This is a genomic window from Vibrio sp. SCSIO 43153 (genome assembly GCF_023716625.1).
GTDB classification, from domain to species: domain Bacteria; phylum Pseudomonadota; class Gammaproteobacteria; order Enterobacterales; family Vibrionaceae; genus Vibrio; species Vibrio rotiferianus.
The window spans coordinates 1882311-1900154 of sequence record NZ_CP071856.1 but is presented as its reverse complement, the minus strand read 5'-3'; the positions used below and the strand labels follow the sequence as shown (position 1 = coordinate 1900154).

Sequence of the window (17844 nt, the reverse complement as noted above, 5' to 3'; positions counted from 1 at the left end):
TTTTTTGCCTTTAGAAAACATTCCTATATCTATTGCCTAGCTAGAGACATAGTAATAACGCAAAAGCAAAGAACTGCTCGGTTTTGAATGCGGTTGTTTTGGGGCCATCGATGCAACAAAATTAAGGGTGAAACAAAGTCATTGCTTGATACGTAGCGACAGTTCAGTTGGTGAATAAAATGGAAAATATAGATGGAGGCGCCTCCCGGAATCGAACCGAGGTCCACGGATTTGCAATCCGCTGCATAGCCACTCTGCCAAGGCGCCATCTTTGAGTTTCGTAGAGAAACATTTGAAAAGTTGTCTCGGGACTTCCCCCTAGAACAGGCGTGTACTTTAATGATTTATTTCGTTTAGTCAAAGATTAATTTGTTAAAAAAGAACGTTAGCTAAAAAGACCATCAAGATGGCGACTTTGCATACAAGCTCCGTATGCCTTTAGCACTTTGTCAAACCACTAAGCTTCAACTCTCCCGCCAATAACGATTACGACCACTAAAAATCTGCCGTGCTGTCGTGTGAAAAACAAACTAACAAATGCAAAAAGCCCCGTCATCACTGACGGGGCCTAATAATTCTATATATTCGAATGGAGGCGCCTTACCGAATTTTATTGTTCTCAAGCACTAAGAGCTCTATCAAATCGGGCCCAATTACATTTAAAAGTTTGCCTTTAAGAAGCGATATGTAGCCTCAGGAACAATTGGTTTAATCGATTGAAAATCTTGCTCCTTCAAATAAGCCCTTACTTTCGAAGCACTTATCACCTGCCCACCTGTGGATATACGATCGATTATTTCAACTTCTATACCATAGCCTGGTAGTAATTCTTGCATCTTGTCATTGTACTGCTTTGTAATCATACAATTGGGTTCATCGCCTAGAAATATTTTGCCAATATTAAGTTTCTTTGCAATATACTCACAAAAGAACCAAGCTTCCATTGACGCATCTGCTTTAGCTTCTTTAGTATCTTTTTCAAAGTAATCTGGATACGTCAACTCTGTACAAATGAACCGGCCTCCCCTAAGAACAGTCACATTCTCAAGATGATTTGTAGCTTCGCAGACTAACTTCAAGCGATCTTCAAATTTGAAAAAGGATTTATCTTCTTCAATTACAAATACGAATAACTCATCAACATCTCCCGCCGCATACTCTAATAGGTGTAAATGTCCTAGCGTTATCGGGTTACAATTGACCGCAACACTACCTACCTTTGTGCCTTCTTTTGGTACATGCTTTTCTAATAATGAAAGATAACTCTTCATTTCGCATGACTCTAACGACTGAGCTGTGTGTCTATATAAGCAGTATTTTAAGTTATCTAGAACTTGAAGCATCTTATGACAAGGCTCTCGATAATTAGCTACATCTCGGTTTATCATACTCGGTATAATTTCATTGACAATAGACTTAGCTAGTATTGAGTTTCCACTTGGAGAAAAATGACATTGGTGTTTTGTCAAATCAATAAAAAAATCTCGACCTCTATCTAATTTATTTAGATCAATATTAAAAATATATTCATTTTTAGCCCTATTAAACTCGTCATAGTCAAAAAACACAACAATATCGTTTTCTTTTATGTCTGTTTGCACTAAGTTATTAATTGCAAGAATCAACCGCATTCCCTGAACTCCATAGTTCTCAACCTTGATATCGCTATAACTTTTATTCAGTTCTCTTTGAATTATACTGGTTATCGAATCTTCATCTCTAGAGCCAATAGAAAATGTCGTTGAAGTACCAAACACCAATACACGGCGATTGAAAGATCTTGGCTGAGAAGTCGTCACTCTACTACCGCCTTGCACTGAAACGCATGGGTTTTCAAAATCTCGCAATACAACTTTGGTCGATTTTACGACGGGGGAAAATGAGTTAAATAGATCGGATATTTTTATATCATTGTAATTTCTATACACGTATTTAATGTAGCTAGGGACTCTATCACTTTCCCCCCACTTATATCTACCTTTAGTATATAGATCAGGATTGGATATTAGCTCTTTTTCTTCTATAGTTTTGTTTTTTAGCCGTTTACCCTTTCCTGAAATACCAATAAGGCAAGGAATCGCTCCTTTACTTAACACATAATCCTGAATGAATTTTATTTTATCAAAATCACAAATGTTAGAGTCTAATGCACCAATTAGGGAGACTATATCATCAGGAATCGGGGTTGGGTCATCAGCGATATCGACAGGCCGAGTGGCATTACTTAAGATGTGTAAATTTTTTAAAATGTAGTAGTAATCAGCTCTTGAACCTGACTTATACACTGCTTCAGCATGCTTAACTGAGTTTGTATAGTCTCCTAATCTGCTATACAAACTCGCTAGCTTAGTATTTCGTCGGATGGTGTTTTTTGAAGTGATTAAATCTAAGGATCGATATTTTAAGATTCTCAGTCTCGCTGAAAAGTCAATGATGTTCATTTTTACTACTAATAATTACAGATAATGTATGTCAAAACAGCATTATACATTATATGCAACAAAATTAATGTATCGTTTTGTAATAATGACACTACAAACCAATACATCTATGTATAGTTTCACCATTCAGTAGGTAAAGACTACTCTGCTAACCTATGTGCTATGAGGCTCAGTACTGCAATATACTTTTAAGTCGCTTAGACGAAAAAAGCCCCGTCATCACTGACGAGGCTTAATAATTCTATATATTCGAATGGAGGCGCCTCCCGGAATCGAACCGAGGTCCACGGATTTGCAATCCGCTGCATAGCCACTCTGCCAAGGCGCCTTACCGAATTTTATTGTTCTCATATAATGAGGAATGGTGCCCCGACCGGAATTGATGGTCCGACACTCGGCCGGTCAACTAGACGGAAGGATTTTCAATCCAAACACTAAAATAGCTGATGGTGCCCCGGGCCGGACTTGAACCGGCACAACGCGAACGTCGAGGGATTTTAAATCCCTTGTGTCTACCAATTCCACCACCAGGGCAACGCAATCAATGCGATGGTAACACCATCTGCTCTAACGACCTTTGCCGCGAGAACGAGGCGTACTTTAACGCAATGAATTTTTAGGTCAACCGTTTATTTTATCTTTTTTATTCATATGCTTAAAAAGCAACCCAGCATGATCGCTATTCATACAATCGGTATAACATTTATCCATCTACTTCTGTTTGGTACTGTGTGAAGCCGTAACACACGCTCTGTCCAGAGTCAGTTACACTTTGTTCACTCAGTGAACACCCGCACAAGCCCTCGATTTAATTGTTTTTATTCAAGTACTTAGTACTCCTGTCAAATAGATCCCTTCAGCCTTGGGTAGACAAACTGTGCAAAGGCAAACACACCCCAAATAATTAGCCCCACAAAAACAACCACTTATACATGGAACACTCTATGCTATGACTCCGGTGCAGTATCGAACTTATTTCTGAAAGAACAACGATGCGGTTGTATAGCTCGCTCTATACCCGCCGGAGGTTTTATGAAAGAAACAAACAATACGCGCTGGTACAATATGGACTTCAGTTGTACCAGTTCTCTGAACACAAAACTGATCAAGTTACTCACTTCGCTTTTGGTCTGTTGTGCGTTTTTAGCATCGCATAACGTCCGAGCCGAAGCCGGTCCTCCTTCAGGTCAAGGCGTTCAACCAGTTCAATACAACGGTAATCCTACCTGTGCTGACTTCTATGGAATACCAGACCTCGAAGAATTCAAAATAGAACCTGTTGCAGATGGTGTCTATTCTGACGGTGAACTAGAAGTTGCAATATCGGTACAAGAAGGGGCCAAAACGTTTTCTTGGGATCAAGGTTCAAGTCCAGTCATCATTCAAGGCATCTTTGTGAAAGGTGGCCCAACCGGTAACTTGTATGAGTATTTCTCAGATGGCATTTTAGTTAATAGCGATACCGGATTGCATTCCCCTGTGCGTCGAGGTGATAATTATTATGGTTTAAGCCACATCTCGTTTTGTTACACCCCTGGTAAACCTGAAATCAAAATCACTAAAGTCTGTACGTTTAACAACATTGTTAACGGCGACTCCTTACAATATGACTACGAGCTGAAAGTCGAAAATACTGGTCAGTTGCCTCTTTACGATATTAAAGCAACCGACACCACTGCCGTTGAAGAAGACCTTGATAACGGTGTTCATATGTTTGAACTTGCGACGCTTGCCGTTGGCGACTATCAAACATTTAACGGCACCTTTAGAGTCGCTCAGAATGGTATAACCAACTACGCTGAAGTAACGGCAGCACTTGCTGGTGGTGGAGAGGTTGCAGTTTCAGACAATGCCGATTGGGAATGTCCAAATCAAAACATTCCTGGCGCGTTAACACTTCAAAAAGAGTGTAACGTAATTGTCGTGAACCGCTTTGCAAACACAGGTATTCATGAGTACGGTCTAGAAGTCAATTACAATGGTAGTGTTTGTAATACATCGGAAATTACCATAAATGACGTTGTTGTAATTGATAACAAAGACTCTGATCCTATCCTTATCGGTACACTGGCACCGGGAGACTGTGAAGACTTCTCAGGCAACTATGAACCCGTACCGGGAGAAGCTGATGGACTGCCTCTTGCGGGTGGAGATGTTCCGCCATTTGCTGACACGGTGGATGCTATTGGTGAAACCGTCTTTGGTGCAACAGTACAAGCAATGACTGCCTATGCTGAATGTACTCTATGCCCAACTTGCCCAGAACCTGTTCAATGTCCTGAATAAAGACTGAGGCTGGTAAGCCAAAAGAATAAATGCCCGACATATCATATGCCGGGCATTTTAACTGAGTTACTTATTGTTGCCTTTACCTGGCTTAGATCCGTTGCCACCACCATCTGATGACTCTTGCAAAGTGATACTAACCCATGCGGTGGAGCTACTTTGACCGTCGCTTATGGTGTAGCTGAAGCTGTCCGTATTTTTAAATCGCTTTTCTGGCGTGTAACGGAAGGTTCCATCAGACAATAATTCAACTCGACCCTTACTTGGGCTAGTGTATGAAACAATAGAAGCCTTCGTTTCCTCATCAATCACATCGTTGCCAAGTACATCAATGGTTACTGGCTGCTTTTGTGTTAGCACAACGCTATCGTTAACGGCGCTTAACTCGGGAATTGTTCCAACCTCTTCAATCACAGTGTAAGTCACTGTTCCTGTCGCACTAGCACTAGAGTCTTGGCTATGCAAAGCGGTCATGCCGATCGAATAGTCTTTTGTAGCTGCGTTACTCGCTGAAGTCACAGTCAATTGCAATTGGCCAGACTCCCCCGGAGCTAAGGTTAATTGTCCATTTGTAGCTTGCCACCCACTTGGTACAGTCGCGTTCACGGAAAACGTCGTATTCGCACAATCTGCACTATCTTGGTTAGTGACAGCGACTTGATACTGCACACTTTCTCCAGCATAAACAGAACTGTCTGTTGTTGCTGTTGCTTTGAGTATTGGCATATGGGTAGTACAAACCTTGTCATCACCACCATTGCCTGGATTTCCGAAATGAATGTTCACTTCAGCCATGCCATTTGCAGCACTATTCAAAGTCATGGTGACACCTGAATCCGGGTCAGTGTATGTTCCACCTACAGGCATTGCTGGATCAAACCAATCATTTCGACCAAATACAGCCTTGTACTCAGAATCTGTTTTAAAATGAAGAAGGTTGCTGCTACGTGCATCACCATCAGTCGCACTGCGGATAATGATGCCATCCGTCACATCACCACGGTAGAAAGAGTACGAGCGATCATCAAGAAAATCATCAAAACCTACAGACTGGCGATATTCAATGTAGAACCAACGCATCATTCCTGTCGTTGAATCTAAACCACGAGGCACTTTTAGTGTAATCGGCTGATCACTTTGCACCTCATAATTTGCGATTGAATAGTTACCGTCTTGTGTTACTTCAACTGTCTTGCTTGAATGCTCACCATCTAACCATCCTAACTGCTCTCGTTGGAATGTGTTGAAGTACCCGATATCAGGGCCACCCATGACATCATAGGTGTCACCATATTCACGAATTTCACATTGGCTACCCAAGGTTTCATCACCACAATCTAAAGCGCGAGAGTGATGCAAGCCAAAGTTGTGTCCAAGCTCATGCGTAATGTTGGTTGCGGAAAAATCTCCGTTAATGTGAGCTCTTGAAGGTATACCTTGTAGGGTTGCAGAGCCAGCGACACCACATGCTGTTTTTGTCATGAGGTAAATAATGCGGTCGTAGTTCGCCAAAGGAACGCCAGCCGCCACCGCTTTATCATCAGCAGCATTTTGCACAGCTGTAAAGTCACAAACCTGATTTGAAAGCGGTAAAGTGAACCAACCTGCCACCTCACCAGATAACCAAGTTTGTTCAAAAGATGCTTCACGGTAGAAATTGTTTATTTCACCGAATACAAGACTCTCGGCTTGAGCGATGCTAATAGGTTGCTCGTTTGGGTTTTCTTGGAAGTTAACCAGTAGAACCAATGTTTTTTGTTCACCTTTCGTAGGCAGCATATCACCTGCGAACGCCGAAAATGTAGAGATACTAATTAGTGCAGCAACAGAAACTGCAACTTTTCCTTTTGCTCTCAGCGCTAAGCCTGAAACAAAACTTAAGACATTGGTAAAGTTGAATAAATTCAATTTATTAACCTCAAATTTAGCCTTTTAAATATATAAAGACAGAATGCAACTTTAAATTACCGACAGCATTCATCTCCTTTCAAGAAAAGAAAGTAATGAAGATCAATAATCACAATTAAAAATGACGCTTTGATTTTTAACGTCAATATAATTTAGAACACCATTCTAATTAGAATAATGATTGTTGTAGAGTTTATATAATTACATCTATTAGATTTCGTCCACCCACGATAAATTTAAGTCGTCAAATAAATATACGAGTACAGAATTCATCGCGTAACAGACGCGAGGTTTCATTAGCCCCAAAATAGACTGTGCTTGGGTGATTTAAGGTATTCAACACGCAAAAAGACCGGACATTCCGATACTACGGGATGCACTGATACACACCAAGCCCCGCTCGACTTGGGAATACGCCTGTAATCACAAAGGTAGGTTTCTAGTTCGAATCGCCTAGAAAAACTGACTTATTCCACCACTTTATATCCATTTATTAGAATGACTGTAATTCGTTGTGAATGCGATACTAGCAAACTAATAGATTAAATTTCAACCAACCTAGTTATCAATTTTGATAGTTTTTAAATAACGCTTTGCAAATCATGCCGATGCCGAAAAATAAATTCACTTTACTTTACTTGTTATGAAATTGAAATAATATAAACAAGATTATTATGGCACAGATTTAATATTACCTAAATGTAAGCCCATAAAAACATTATGTTAGCGTTTAAAACTTAAATTTTTATCAGCAGCAATGGGGATAGTGAGAGCAATATTCTAAAATTAATTACACCTATACCCAAGTAACCTCGAGATGCCCGAGTATACACAGGGAGAACTGAACATGAGCGTTAGTCAAAAACCAGCTTTTGAATTGATTTTGCACACAGAATCGGATTTAACTTTTATCCTACCCCGCTTTTTCTCTCATGAATTCAGTTACGCCCGTCAGCTAGAGCAAGGGGTTAAAGCTGGTGAGAATGTAGAGTTTAATCATCAATACAGGGTAACATTGCGTCGAATCCGCTCTCTTAGCCAACTGTTAAAAGATGTACTGCCTGCTTTTGAACGTCGCTTATTAGCCTACAACCTCAGAATAATGATGAAGCAAACCAATTACTTACGTGATTTAGATGTCTTTGTTGCCGAAAAATCGTCTTACTTAGACAAACAACTCAAGTATCAAGGCGCACTAACATCTATATTCGATCATATACAGCATTCTAGGGAGGTAGAGCAAAAACGAGTCTCAGATTGGCTCGAGACAGATTGCTATAGGAAAACATGTGTAATCATTGAAAATAGCCTGCAAAGAGCAAGCGTGCATGAAAGTCTTGAAACAGAAATGGGGACTTTAGAATATGCCAATCAGAAGATTTCGCTACATGCGGGCAAAATCTATCAGTTAAGCCGCAAACTTGGAACACAAAGCTCTGACGACGACATTCATAAACTACGCATAGAATGTAAAAAGCTGCGTTACTTACTAGACTTTTTCACCAACCTGTATCCAAAGAAAGCACACAACCAGAACATTCATCAATTGAAGCTTATGCAGAATCGCTTGGGCGACTTTAACGACAGCGTAACCCAAATTGCGTTTCTATCTAGCCTCAAATCCAAATATGATCTCGGCAAAAAAGGCAAACAAACGATACGTTCCTTGATAACACAAAAAAAAGTGCTTCGCTCTCAACAAAGAGCGAGCGCTTTGGATGTACTAAAACAGTTTAGAAAACGGGTGGAATCAGTCGACTTCTTGTCCGTTTATAAAAACAAATAAGCCGAGATCAACCGATCTCGGCTTATCGTGAACAACTGAAATTACAACTTAAAACGCGATAGCTCTGACTTTAAGTTATTAGCTAAATGGTTTAGTTGTTGCGCTTGTCCAACGGCCTCTGTCGCATCACTTGCCATCACTTCGCTTACTTCACGAACTGACTCGGTATTGGCGTTAATTTCCGCAGTCACCAACGATTGTTCTTCTGCCGCAGACGCTATCTGCGTCGCCATATCGCTGATCATCTGAATAGCATCACGGATTTGTGACAAACTCTCACCAGCTAAATCAACATCGTGAACACTGGTTTTCGCCATATCATGACTTTGTGTCATCACCTTAACAGCTCCGTCTGTCGCTTGTTGCAAACGTTTGATCTTATCTTCAATCTCTTCTGTTGAAGCATGTGTACGTTGAGACAACACACGAACTTCATCTGCCACCACAGCAAAGCCTCGTCCCTGCTCACCCGCGCGAGCGGCTTCGATAGCAGCATTTAATGCCAGTAAATTGGTTTGCTCAGCAATTTCTCGGATTGTCGCCAGAATGGTTGCAATCTGATTACCGTGCTCTTCAAGCTCGCTAATAATTGAGACCGCACTAGTCAGTTCATTCGCCAGTTCGTTGATTGATGCTTGGCTTTTCTCCATTTGTTTGAAGCCCTGATCACTCAACTCTACTGAATGGCTTGCACTCTTCGCCGTATTATCCGCATTGGATGCAATTTCAGCCGTGGCCGTCGCCATTTCTGTCACCGCCGTGGCGACCATTGTGATCTCATCTTGCTGCCTACTTACGCTTTCATTACGCTTCGTTGCACTTACGTTGGCACGATCGGCGCCTTGTGTCATCGCCGTCGAAACCTCGCTGACGTTTTTCATCATTTGACGTAAGCGATCCACAAATACGTTAAACTTCTCAGCTAATTGACCAACTTCATCTTGGCTAGTGACCTCCAATCGACGAGTTAAATCTCCCTCGCCTTCAGCAATATCAGCCAGAGCCTCACTTACACGACCAAGCTCTACTAACTGACGCGCAACGAACCAAGATGTCGCAATCGCCATGACGATTAGTACAATCAGCCCTGTTGTAATTTGGCTACTCAGCATGTCAAACAAAGGTTGCTCTAACACGCTTTTGTCCATTTCAATCACGAGTAACCAATCCGTATTTTTGATTGGCTCTGCCATCACAACTTTGTCTTTACCATCAACGGTAGTGAAGATTGTACCAAGATTTTGTGACGCTTGATTTAGGCTATCAATATTTAGCTCAGGTGCAATCTCAGAGACTTGTTTCAAAATAAAGTCTTTGTTTTTGTGGGCTACGACCGTACCTTGACGATCTATCAGAATAGCGTGACCATCACCTGGGACTTCAATCGCCAATACGTCCTGAATAAGCTTATCCAACGCTAAATTGGACGCTGCAACACCAATGATTTGACCACCTTCCATAACAGGGTCAGTAAGCGTTACGACCAAGGTTTGCATGGTGACACTAACATATGGCTTAGTTGTGATTGCTTTGTTCTCCGCCAATGTTTGTTTGTACCAACCACGAGCTCTTGGATCGTATCCCGCTTTATTTAATGATGGGTCATGGCGAAACATCTCCCCTTGCTTGTTTCCGTAATAACTAAGGCCAAATCCGCCAGAGACTAGGGTCTGGCGTAAATGAGGAACAATGTCCAATGATGGATCAAGTTGGATCTGCTGCTTCAAGCCATGGACAGCCTGCTTTTTGTCATAGAACCAATCGCCAATACCTTTCGCATTCGCTTGCAAGATATTGCGACTTTCACTTTCTATCGCTTGCCAACTGTTTCCTTGAAAAGTCTTATAACCGATGAAAAGAAGAATCGCAGATGTGATTGCAATTGCCAAAACCACAGAGAAAACCATTTTTCTCTTTAGACTTAATTGCATAAATAGAACCTCTTATAAAACCACTGACAAAAGATAATCCTCTCATCTATGCAACTGATTTTCAGCGATATAAACCCCATATCAATTCAATCAATTACATATAGTTCACTGGTTTGTGATTTGCGTTCAATTACAATCGCTTATGAGCATACCAACCTGTTTAATCATGCATTAGCCAACACCTTAAAGTGGTTAAAATTTACTCACAGTCATATCTTTTTAATATTTCAGTCTTAGAGTTTGTCATTGACACAAACAAAGAAGTCTTAAGTGAAACCTCTAAAACGATACCAATACGAACGCTACGCTGTACTGTGCAATCTCGCTTACCCTAGAGTGTTTAAGCAGACCCGCTATGGGTTTGACCCTAATGGACAGCGAATCATTAAAAACCAGTTTGGCAAAACCATGATCCGAGTTTTGTGGAGTAAAAAGAGCACAGAAGTAGTTGTAGTAATAAAAGGTTCGCACAGCATTACTGATTGGTTATTGAACTTTGCCATGTGGACTCGTAGTTGCAAACGCTTGGGACTTCCCTATCGCATTCATGCAGGTTTTTACCATTTGTTGTTTCAAGAAAGCCAACCGTCACGAAATGAAGACCGTCTCGGTTTAAGCGTCATTGAGCGACTAGAAGCCACGGTTGTGCCACTAATACTGCAAGGCAAGCGAATAACCATTACTGGGCACTCTTCAGGAGGGGCTATTGGAAGTGTGTTTGCCGATTACATCGAACGTAAGTATCCAAAAAGCATTAAACGAGTGGTGACATTTGGACAGCCCGCTATTGGCGATTGGATGTTCAAAAATCACTATCGTTTGGGGCACAAAACCTATCGGATCTGCTGCGACATCGATATTGTTACTTTTATGCCACCAATACCGTTCCTCTATTGGCATGTGGGTAAATTGCTTTGGCTCTATAACGGGAGAATTTACGAGAACACACCAACATTAATACGTTTAGGGCGCTCGTTGGTGAGTTGGTTGATTCGCCCTTTCTCCTATCACCTAATGAGCAAGTATATTCGTAACAAAGACTTTTTTGATGAGCGGTAGTCCAGTATGACACTTCATTGGCACGAGGAGCAGAAACGAAAAGAGCCAGCATTGAGCTGGCTCTTTTTGTCTTAGTAAGAATTACAAGGAAGCAATTTCTTTATCAAGTTGGTACTTGTTGTCGGTAACGATGCGCTCTAATACTTCAACACGCTGTTTGAGCTCAGCAACTTGCTTGTTCAAACCATCTCGCTCTTCTTGACTCATCTGGTTGCGCTCGGAAATCTCAAGCGCTCTTACTTCTTTACGATGATTGAGAATCAGCTTAACGATACCACCACCAAATATTGCACCAAATACAATCGCAACAATCAAAACGTCAGCCATAGATTCCTTTCCTTAATCTGCCTATCGATAATGCTCAGGTATAAAGTTACGCATTTGTTTTATGAATATCAAACAAGACATTGATTAAATGCGAACTATTTTCGAAATTGGTCACAACTGTAATTCAGTCTCAAGCGTTATTTAACGCTCACCCACACAGAAACCGAGCCACCGTTTACCGGGAACTCAGCCCAACCATTTGCGTCAGTCCAAACTTCTTCCGTACGAATTCCAAGCTTATCAACATAGCGAGTACTTGGTGAGCCCGTGTACATCCATTTCGTTCCACCAGGGCCATCACTCATAATGACAGCCATTGAGTTCGGATGTTCTGCGTCTCCTTCGCGCGTCCAACCAATCACATCCCAATGATCTAGGTAAGAGTGTTGTTTACCATAGGCGTAATCTTTACGAGCTTTAACTAGCTCTTCAATGTAAGGCACCTTAGCCATATTGATGTCGTGCCCTTTGTCACTGTATTGCGCGCCATAGTAATCGGCGTAGAAAACGGATGGGTAACCTTCTTCACGTAATAAGATGAACGCATAAGCGAGCGGTTTGAACCACCAATCGACTGGAGACTCTAATGCTTGTAGAGGTTGTGTATCGTGGTTCTCAACCAATGTTACCGCTTTCACCGGATTGTCCTTCATTAAGGTACCATCCATGATTCGGCGCATATCGAAGTTGCCACCAGAGCGTGAAGCGTTATAGAAGTTCATATGTAACGGAGCATCAAACAGTGACATGCTACCAGAAGTCTTGGTAATAAAATTGTGTAGATTGTTGACGTCGTAGTTCCAGTATTCACCGACCGTAAATAGCTCTTTACCCGTTTTCCAACGTAAGTACTCGATCCACTCTTGCAGGTATTGGTATTTGATGTGTTTGACTGCGTCCATTCGGAAGCCATCAACACCAGTCATGTTTAGGTACCATTCACCCCAATCTTTAAGCTCTTGCTTAACCTCTGGGTGATCCATATCTAAATCTGCGTACATTAGGTAGTCATAGTTGCCCTTTTCAGAGCTGACTTCCCAATCCCATGCTTTACCATCCCCTTTAAATTTGAAGATCGCCTTTTCTTGGCCTGCATCATCCCAATCGACACCATCAAAGTGGTACCAAGTCCAATGGAAGTCTGAATATTTGTCGTTACGACCAGGAAAAGTAAACTCGACCCAAGCTTCGATCCATTTATCACCCAGTTCGATATTACGGCTGTTCCAGTCTACACGTTTTGTATCTACCCAGGACTTGCCATCTGCACCACCACGGTGGTTAAACACCACGTCACCATAAATTTGGATATTGTTTTTATGTGCAGCTTTGATGGCATCTAGATATTGATCTTTAGTACCGTACTTGGTTCGAACCGATCTTTGTTGATCAAACTCCCCTAAGTCATACATGTCGTAAACACCATACCCTACATCGTTGCTGCCACCAGCACCTTTATACGCAGGTGGTAGCCATAACGCGGTAAAGCCGTTGTCAGCTAGTGCTGGCGCATTGTTTTCTACTTGCGTCCACAGAGCTCCGTCATTGGGTACATACCAATGGAAATACTGCATCATAGTTCCATTTTGAGCCGCCATTACCGGCGAACTGAGCAGCAAAGTTAAAGGTAAAAGTGTGGGATTAAGGTTGAATTTTTTCATTATTTTTCTCTCACGTTTTAGGACGAAGCCCGGACTTAAAGAGCAGCAAGACAGGTAGTAGAAATCCTACTAACCGTCTGTTGTACAACAAAAAGTTCGGACTACATTCGTGGAGAAATTATCACCAATCACCCTCTACAATTATTGAGACGTGTAACATTTACAAAATCAATAACTAATTGAGTGCAAATGTTGAATCCCGATCAAATAATAAGGGAGGAGACAATAAGTAAACAGCAGAAAGAGGTGTTAAAGCGCGTCAATTCCATTGCGCTAAAACGAAGAAAGCCCGTCATAGTGACGAGCTTTCGAAATAATGGAGGCGCCTCCCGGAATCGAACCGAGGTCCACGGATTTGCAATCCGCTGCATAGCCACTCTGCCAAGGCGCCTTACCGAATTTTATTGTTCTCAAAATAATGAGAGATGGTGCCCCGAGCCGGAATTGATGGTCCGACAATCGGCCGGTCAACTCGACGGCGGGTTATTAAATCCACGCACTCAATTTGCGGATGGTGCCCCGGGCCGGACTTGAACCGGCACAACGCGAACGTCGAGGGATTTTAAATCCCTTGTGTCTACCAATTCCACCACCAGGGCAACGCAATCAATGCGATGGCAACACCACCTGCTCTAACGACCTTCGCCGTGAGAACGAGGCGTACTTTAACGGAATAAATTTTTAGGTCAACAATAAATCTTATATTTATCAATCAAATGAACATTAATCACTCTTATCGGGCAACTTACGCTCTAAACGCATAAATATCAACCGTTAAGATCACTCAATCGCAGTACTTTACTGTGTAAACCTACGTGTTAACCTCTCCTCCACAAGATCACTGTGTTTAACGCTGCTATGTAACAGATAAATATCAGTTTTTTCCTTCTCTTTTAAAATCACATCATATCGGTGAACAATGTGTACACCTCTTAACAGTTTTTTGGATACAAGCTATTAATTTGGTTATAAATTTCAATCACTTAAGGTTTGGTTCATTTCTTGCCCTTAAAAGTGCAACCAATATGCAGCCTCTCAGGTGAGCTTTACTAGCGTCACCTAGCGGGTTGTTTGGTCAAGGAATGAGGGCTCTGTTATTAAGCCGCTGATAAGCCGCAAGTTATAGCAAAACACAATGGTGTAATCCGCGTTGATGTAGCCCTCTTGTTCAAACTTTCGAAGAAAAAGAAGGTCAATGATGGAACGATTAATACATAGCAGACTCAACAGGGTGATGAGTATCATCCTTGTTGGCTCGGCAGCATTGTATGGTGTAACGACTCATTCACCAGCTCAAGCAGAGGCATATAACCTCTCGCCAACGGAAAAACTCTGTATGGCGGATGCATATTTGCAAGAGCCGGGAAACTCGTTACCACGAGATGCTTTAAACTGTACCGCTAATGATGTTGAAATTACTAGAGTCATTCCAACGGATCCAAATGCAGAATGTAGCCTCGGAGAAACTTTTTCATTTCAAGCCGATGTTACCGTACGAACTAACGCCAACGAACGATATGACACCACTTTTTATCTTCCTTTAACTGAAGCAAGTCCTCAGGTTGTTCAAGGTGAATTTAGAAACTGTAGTATGATCCTCCCTGTACCAGGAGGTAGCGGCGAAACTGCAGATGCTCAAATCGATGGGGACGCCTGTGGGGATATCACTAAAGCGTTGGGACCAGATGAATATACACTGGTTGATGAAACCATCACGATGCTTTGTACCGATGACGATGGTGACAACCGTGCGGACTTTACCTACTGTGCGGCGTGGGATAATCAGGAGCGTGATAACTGTACTATCGATGAAGATCCGTATGCGGGTCAGATTCCAAACACCAAATCGAAGTGTAACTGTGACACCTTTAATATTGACGTGTTCATTAAACCGTCACCACCAGATATCATCAAATCTGAAGGTACACCGAGTTCACGCCCAGAGCCAGGTGGTGAATTTACCTTCGATGTGAGCTTTACTAACCCTAATGCACAAACGTCACTATTCATTAGTGCAATAAGCGATGAAATCGATATCGATGGTGATGGTACTTATGACGTGAGCTTTGACCTTTGGGGCGGAACCACTGCTCCTGGAGCGTCTGATGGTGTTTATCTAACATCAACGAACTGTCCAATGGGTACACCTTTGTATGAGGTAGGTCCAAGTGCAACCTACAGCTGTCAATTCAGCGTTTATGTCGTCGATACTGACCTCCCAGATATACCGACACCAGAATTATACAAAGATGTGGTCAAGGTGACGCTACTGGATAAGAACGGTGACCCTGTTGTTAATGGCGAGACCTGCCCTGCAGGTGTAGGCCAAGTAGCACTAGGCGAACATTGTAGCGTAGAGAGACAGGTACAAATCACTAACGTCCCACCTGCAATTACGGTAGTTAAATCAGCCGATAAAGAAGAAGTACTTGAGCCAGGAGAGAATGTCACATTTACGTTCGACGTGACTAACGACTCTGGCACATTTGACTCTCCCATCGAACTCGTGAGCTTAGTCGACACCATCTATGGTGATCTGAGCGCTCTTGGGGCTGAGAGTGACTGTCTTGATAACCCTGTTACGATAGCATTTGGCGCAACATACAGCTGTACCTTAAGTGTCTATGTTGCTGGCGATGCTGGTGATAGTTTCACAAATACTGTGACAGCAACTGCGAGAGATAGCGAGAATGACACCGCGACAGACATGGATTCTCACACTATTTTGGTATTGGATGTACCTTCTATGATCACGCTAGAAAAAACAGCCAATCCAACATCAGTGTTTGAAACGGGTGACAACCCAACCTTGTTCCGAGATGTTGACTACACATTCTTATTCACTGTGAAAGACACTATTGATGGTGTTTCAACATCCGACACCGTGGTCTTCTCCAGCCTGACTGATAACCCATTTGGCGTTCTCACGGATGACTGTATGGTCGATACGAAAAATGGCGGTGACATCGCTCCTACCCCATTGCTTGGATTCTCACTGGAACCAGGCGAATCTGCGAGCTGTACGATCACACTACAAGTTCAAGGTAATGCTGGTGACAGTCACGTTAACGTCGCGACCATTAATGGTACCGATGAGGACGGCTTAAATGTGATGGCGATGGATGATGCAACCGTTACTTTCGATCCACTCGCGCCAGATACTGACCTCGCGTTTGCAGTTAGTGGCCTAGTTGTGGTTGAGCTAACCAATGCGTCCGAAGTCGACAATGTAACATTGACCTCACTCACTCTATTGGGCGTCGATGTTGTTGACGGTGCAAGCTCAGGCGGCTTCACCATTCTCAATACACTTGGTGGCACCTATGACGGTGTGTTCTACCCTGCTTGTAACATTGGCCAAGTACTCGAGTACAGCGGTTCTGGTAACAACGTTTACAACTGTGCATTTACCGTTGAACTAAGACCAGGCCTTGAAAATACCGACCCTGTAACGTTCCTAGCTCAAGGTGCTCTAGACGGAATCGTAGCAACCGTAACCGATGATGAAGGTGATGATCTAACCAACTTTATTTCTATCGAAGTAAACACTATTGAATAGATTTCACACTCTATCTCAACTCCAAAAGGGGCAATACCATTGCCCCTTTTACTCAATCCATACAAAGGGGAGCACTATGTCGAAGTATAGAAACCAAATTTACACTTTATTGCTTTCTATTCCTCTGGTCGTCGGATGCCAACCAACAAATGATGAAAGTGTTGAATCTGAGTTAGCCGCATTGAGGCAAGAAGTAAAAGACTTGAAAGCGCAGGTTGAAAGTATTCAATCAGACATTGAGTTAGCTAAAGAAAATGCAGCCAAAGCGGCTAAACCAAAATTCAGAACGTTACCCGATCAAAAAGACTTTGATGGCAATGGAACCATTCCGTCTATGGGTGATGACAACGCGACAATCGCGATCATCGAGTTTTCTGACTATCAATGCCCTTACTGCAAACGCTTCACCGACAACACCTTCGCAAAGATCAAAGAGAATTACATCGACTCAGGGAAGGTTAAGTATTTAACAAGAGACTTTCCACTTGGATTCCATCCACAAGCTAAAGGTGCCGCAATTGCTGCCAATTGTAGCTTTAAGCAAGGTGAGTATTGGCCAATGAGACACGCTCTATTTTCAAATATGCGCAACTTAAATACTGCTTTGTACCAAAAAACCGCGAGTGATTTAAAGCTGGATATCGAAAAATTCTCTGCGTGTCTTGAAGACCCTCAAATGGCGAAAAATGTTGAAAGCGACATTGCTCTTGCATCCACTCTTGGTATCCGTGGTACACCAAGCTTTGTTGTCGGACGTATTGAAAATGGTCAATTAGTAGGCGCACAACTGGTTGTCGGAGCGCAAGATTATCGCGTGTTCTCCGCACTGTTTGACGATCTTCTTAAAGTACCTAAATAGACGTTTAACTTAGCGCTAAGATAAACC

10 protein-coding genes and 5 tRNA genes are annotated in these 17844 nt (G+C 42.3%); 5 read left to right on the top strand and 10 right to left on the bottom strand.

The window, feature by feature from the left end; all coding sequences use genetic code 11:
* Positions 1 to 193: 193 nt before the first annotated feature.
* From J4N37_RS24705 to J4N37_RS24690, 4 genes are all read right to left on the bottom strand, one after another.
* Positions 194 to 267: transfer RNA gene (locus tag J4N37_RS24705), tRNA-Cys, on the bottom strand.
* Positions 268 to 659: 392 nt separating this feature from the next.
* Complete coding sequence (locus J4N37_RS24700; protein ID WP_252042691.1) at positions 660 to 2441, bottom strand: nucleotidyl transferase family protein; 1782 nt, start codon at positions 2439 to 2441, stop codon at positions 660 to 662.
* 254 nt (positions 2442 to 2695) lie between these two features.
* Positions 2696 to 2769: transfer RNA gene (locus tag J4N37_RS24695), tRNA-Cys, on the bottom strand.
* 119 nt (positions 2770 to 2888) lie between these two features.
* Positions 2889 to 2975, bottom strand: a tRNA-Leu gene (locus J4N37_RS24690).
* Positions 2976 to 3473: 498 nt separating this feature from the next.
* Between J4N37_RS24690 and J4N37_RS24685 the strand changes: the two genes are divergently transcribed.
* Positions 3474 to 4727: a hypothetical protein gene (locus J4N37_RS24685; RefSeq protein ID WP_252042690.1), complete on the top strand. Its 1254-nt coding sequence runs from the start codon at positions 3474 to 3476 to the stop codon at positions 4725 to 4727.
* A 66-nt stretch (positions 4728 to 4793) separates the two neighbouring features.
* On the opposite strand, the gene J4N37_RS24680 is transcribed toward J4N37_RS24685, so the two are convergent.
* Positions 4794 to 6635: an Ig-like domain-containing protein gene (locus J4N37_RS24680; protein WP_252042689.1), complete on the bottom strand. Its 1842-nt coding sequence runs from the start codon at positions 6633 to 6635 to the stop codon at positions 4794 to 4796.
* A gap of 847 nt (positions 6636 to 7482) precedes the next feature.
* On the opposite strand from J4N37_RS24680, the gene J4N37_RS24675 reads away from it, so the two are divergent.
* A complete protein-coding gene (locus J4N37_RS24675; RefSeq protein WP_252042688.1) occupies positions 7483 to 8421 on the top strand; it encodes a CHAD domain-containing protein in 939 nt (312 codons plus the stop codon).
* A gap of 41 nt (positions 8422 to 8462) precedes the next feature.
* On the opposite strand, the gene J4N37_RS24670 is transcribed toward J4N37_RS24675, so the two are convergent.
* Positions 8463 to 10352, bottom strand: a complete 1890-nt coding sequence (locus J4N37_RS24670) for a methyl-accepting chemotaxis protein (protein ID WP_503048373.1) — start codon at positions 10350 to 10352, stop codon at positions 8463 to 8465.
* A 270-nt stretch (positions 10353 to 10622) separates the two neighbouring features.
* Between J4N37_RS24670 and J4N37_RS24665 the strand changes: the two genes are divergently transcribed.
* Complete coding sequence (locus tag J4N37_RS24665; RefSeq protein ID WP_252042687.1) at positions 10623 to 11411, top strand: lipase family protein; 789 nt, start codon at positions 10623 to 10625, stop codon at positions 11409 to 11411.
* A gap of 81 nt (positions 11412 to 11492) precedes the next feature.
* Here J4N37_RS24665 and J4N37_RS24660 read toward each other — a convergent pair whose 3' ends face one another.
* The 4 genes from J4N37_RS24660 to J4N37_RS24645 all read right to left on the bottom strand — a co-directional run bounded on the left by J4N37_RS24660 (position 11493) and on the right by J4N37_RS24645 (position 13998).
* Positions 11493 to 11738 carry a hypothetical protein gene (locus J4N37_RS24660; RefSeq protein WP_010451657.1) on the bottom strand — a complete coding sequence of 82 codons (246 nt, stop codon included), beginning with the start codon at positions 11736 to 11738 and terminating at the stop codon, positions 11493 to 11495.
* Positions 11739 to 11875: 137 nt separating this feature from the next.
* Positions 11876 to 13399, bottom strand: a complete 1524-nt coding sequence (amyS, locus tag J4N37_RS24655; RefSeq protein WP_252042685.1) for an alpha-amylase — start codon at positions 13397 to 13399, stop codon at positions 11876 to 11878.
* A 317-nt stretch (positions 13400 to 13716) separates the two neighbouring features.
* Positions 13717 to 13790 (bottom strand) — tRNA-Cys (locus J4N37_RS24650).
* Positions 13791 to 13911: 121 nt separating this feature from the next.
* Positions 13912 to 13998: transfer RNA gene (locus J4N37_RS24645), tRNA-Leu, on the bottom strand.
* A gap of 596 nt (positions 13999 to 14594) precedes the next feature.
* Here J4N37_RS24645 and J4N37_RS24640 point away from each other — a divergent pair.
* Positions 14595 to 16958 (top strand): CLIPPER-2 domain-containing protein, encoded by a 2364-nt coding sequence (locus J4N37_RS24640; protein WP_252042684.1) that lies wholly within the window; start codon positions 14595 to 14597, stop codon positions 16956 to 16958.
* Positions 16959 to 17034: 76 nt separating this feature from the next.
* Positions 17035 to 17817 carry a DsbA family protein gene (locus tag J4N37_RS24635; RefSeq protein WP_045388874.1) on the top strand — a complete coding sequence of 261 codons (783 nt, stop codon included), beginning with the start codon at positions 17035 to 17037 and terminating at the stop codon, positions 17815 to 17817.
* Positions 17818 to 17844: the final 27 nt, after the last annotated feature.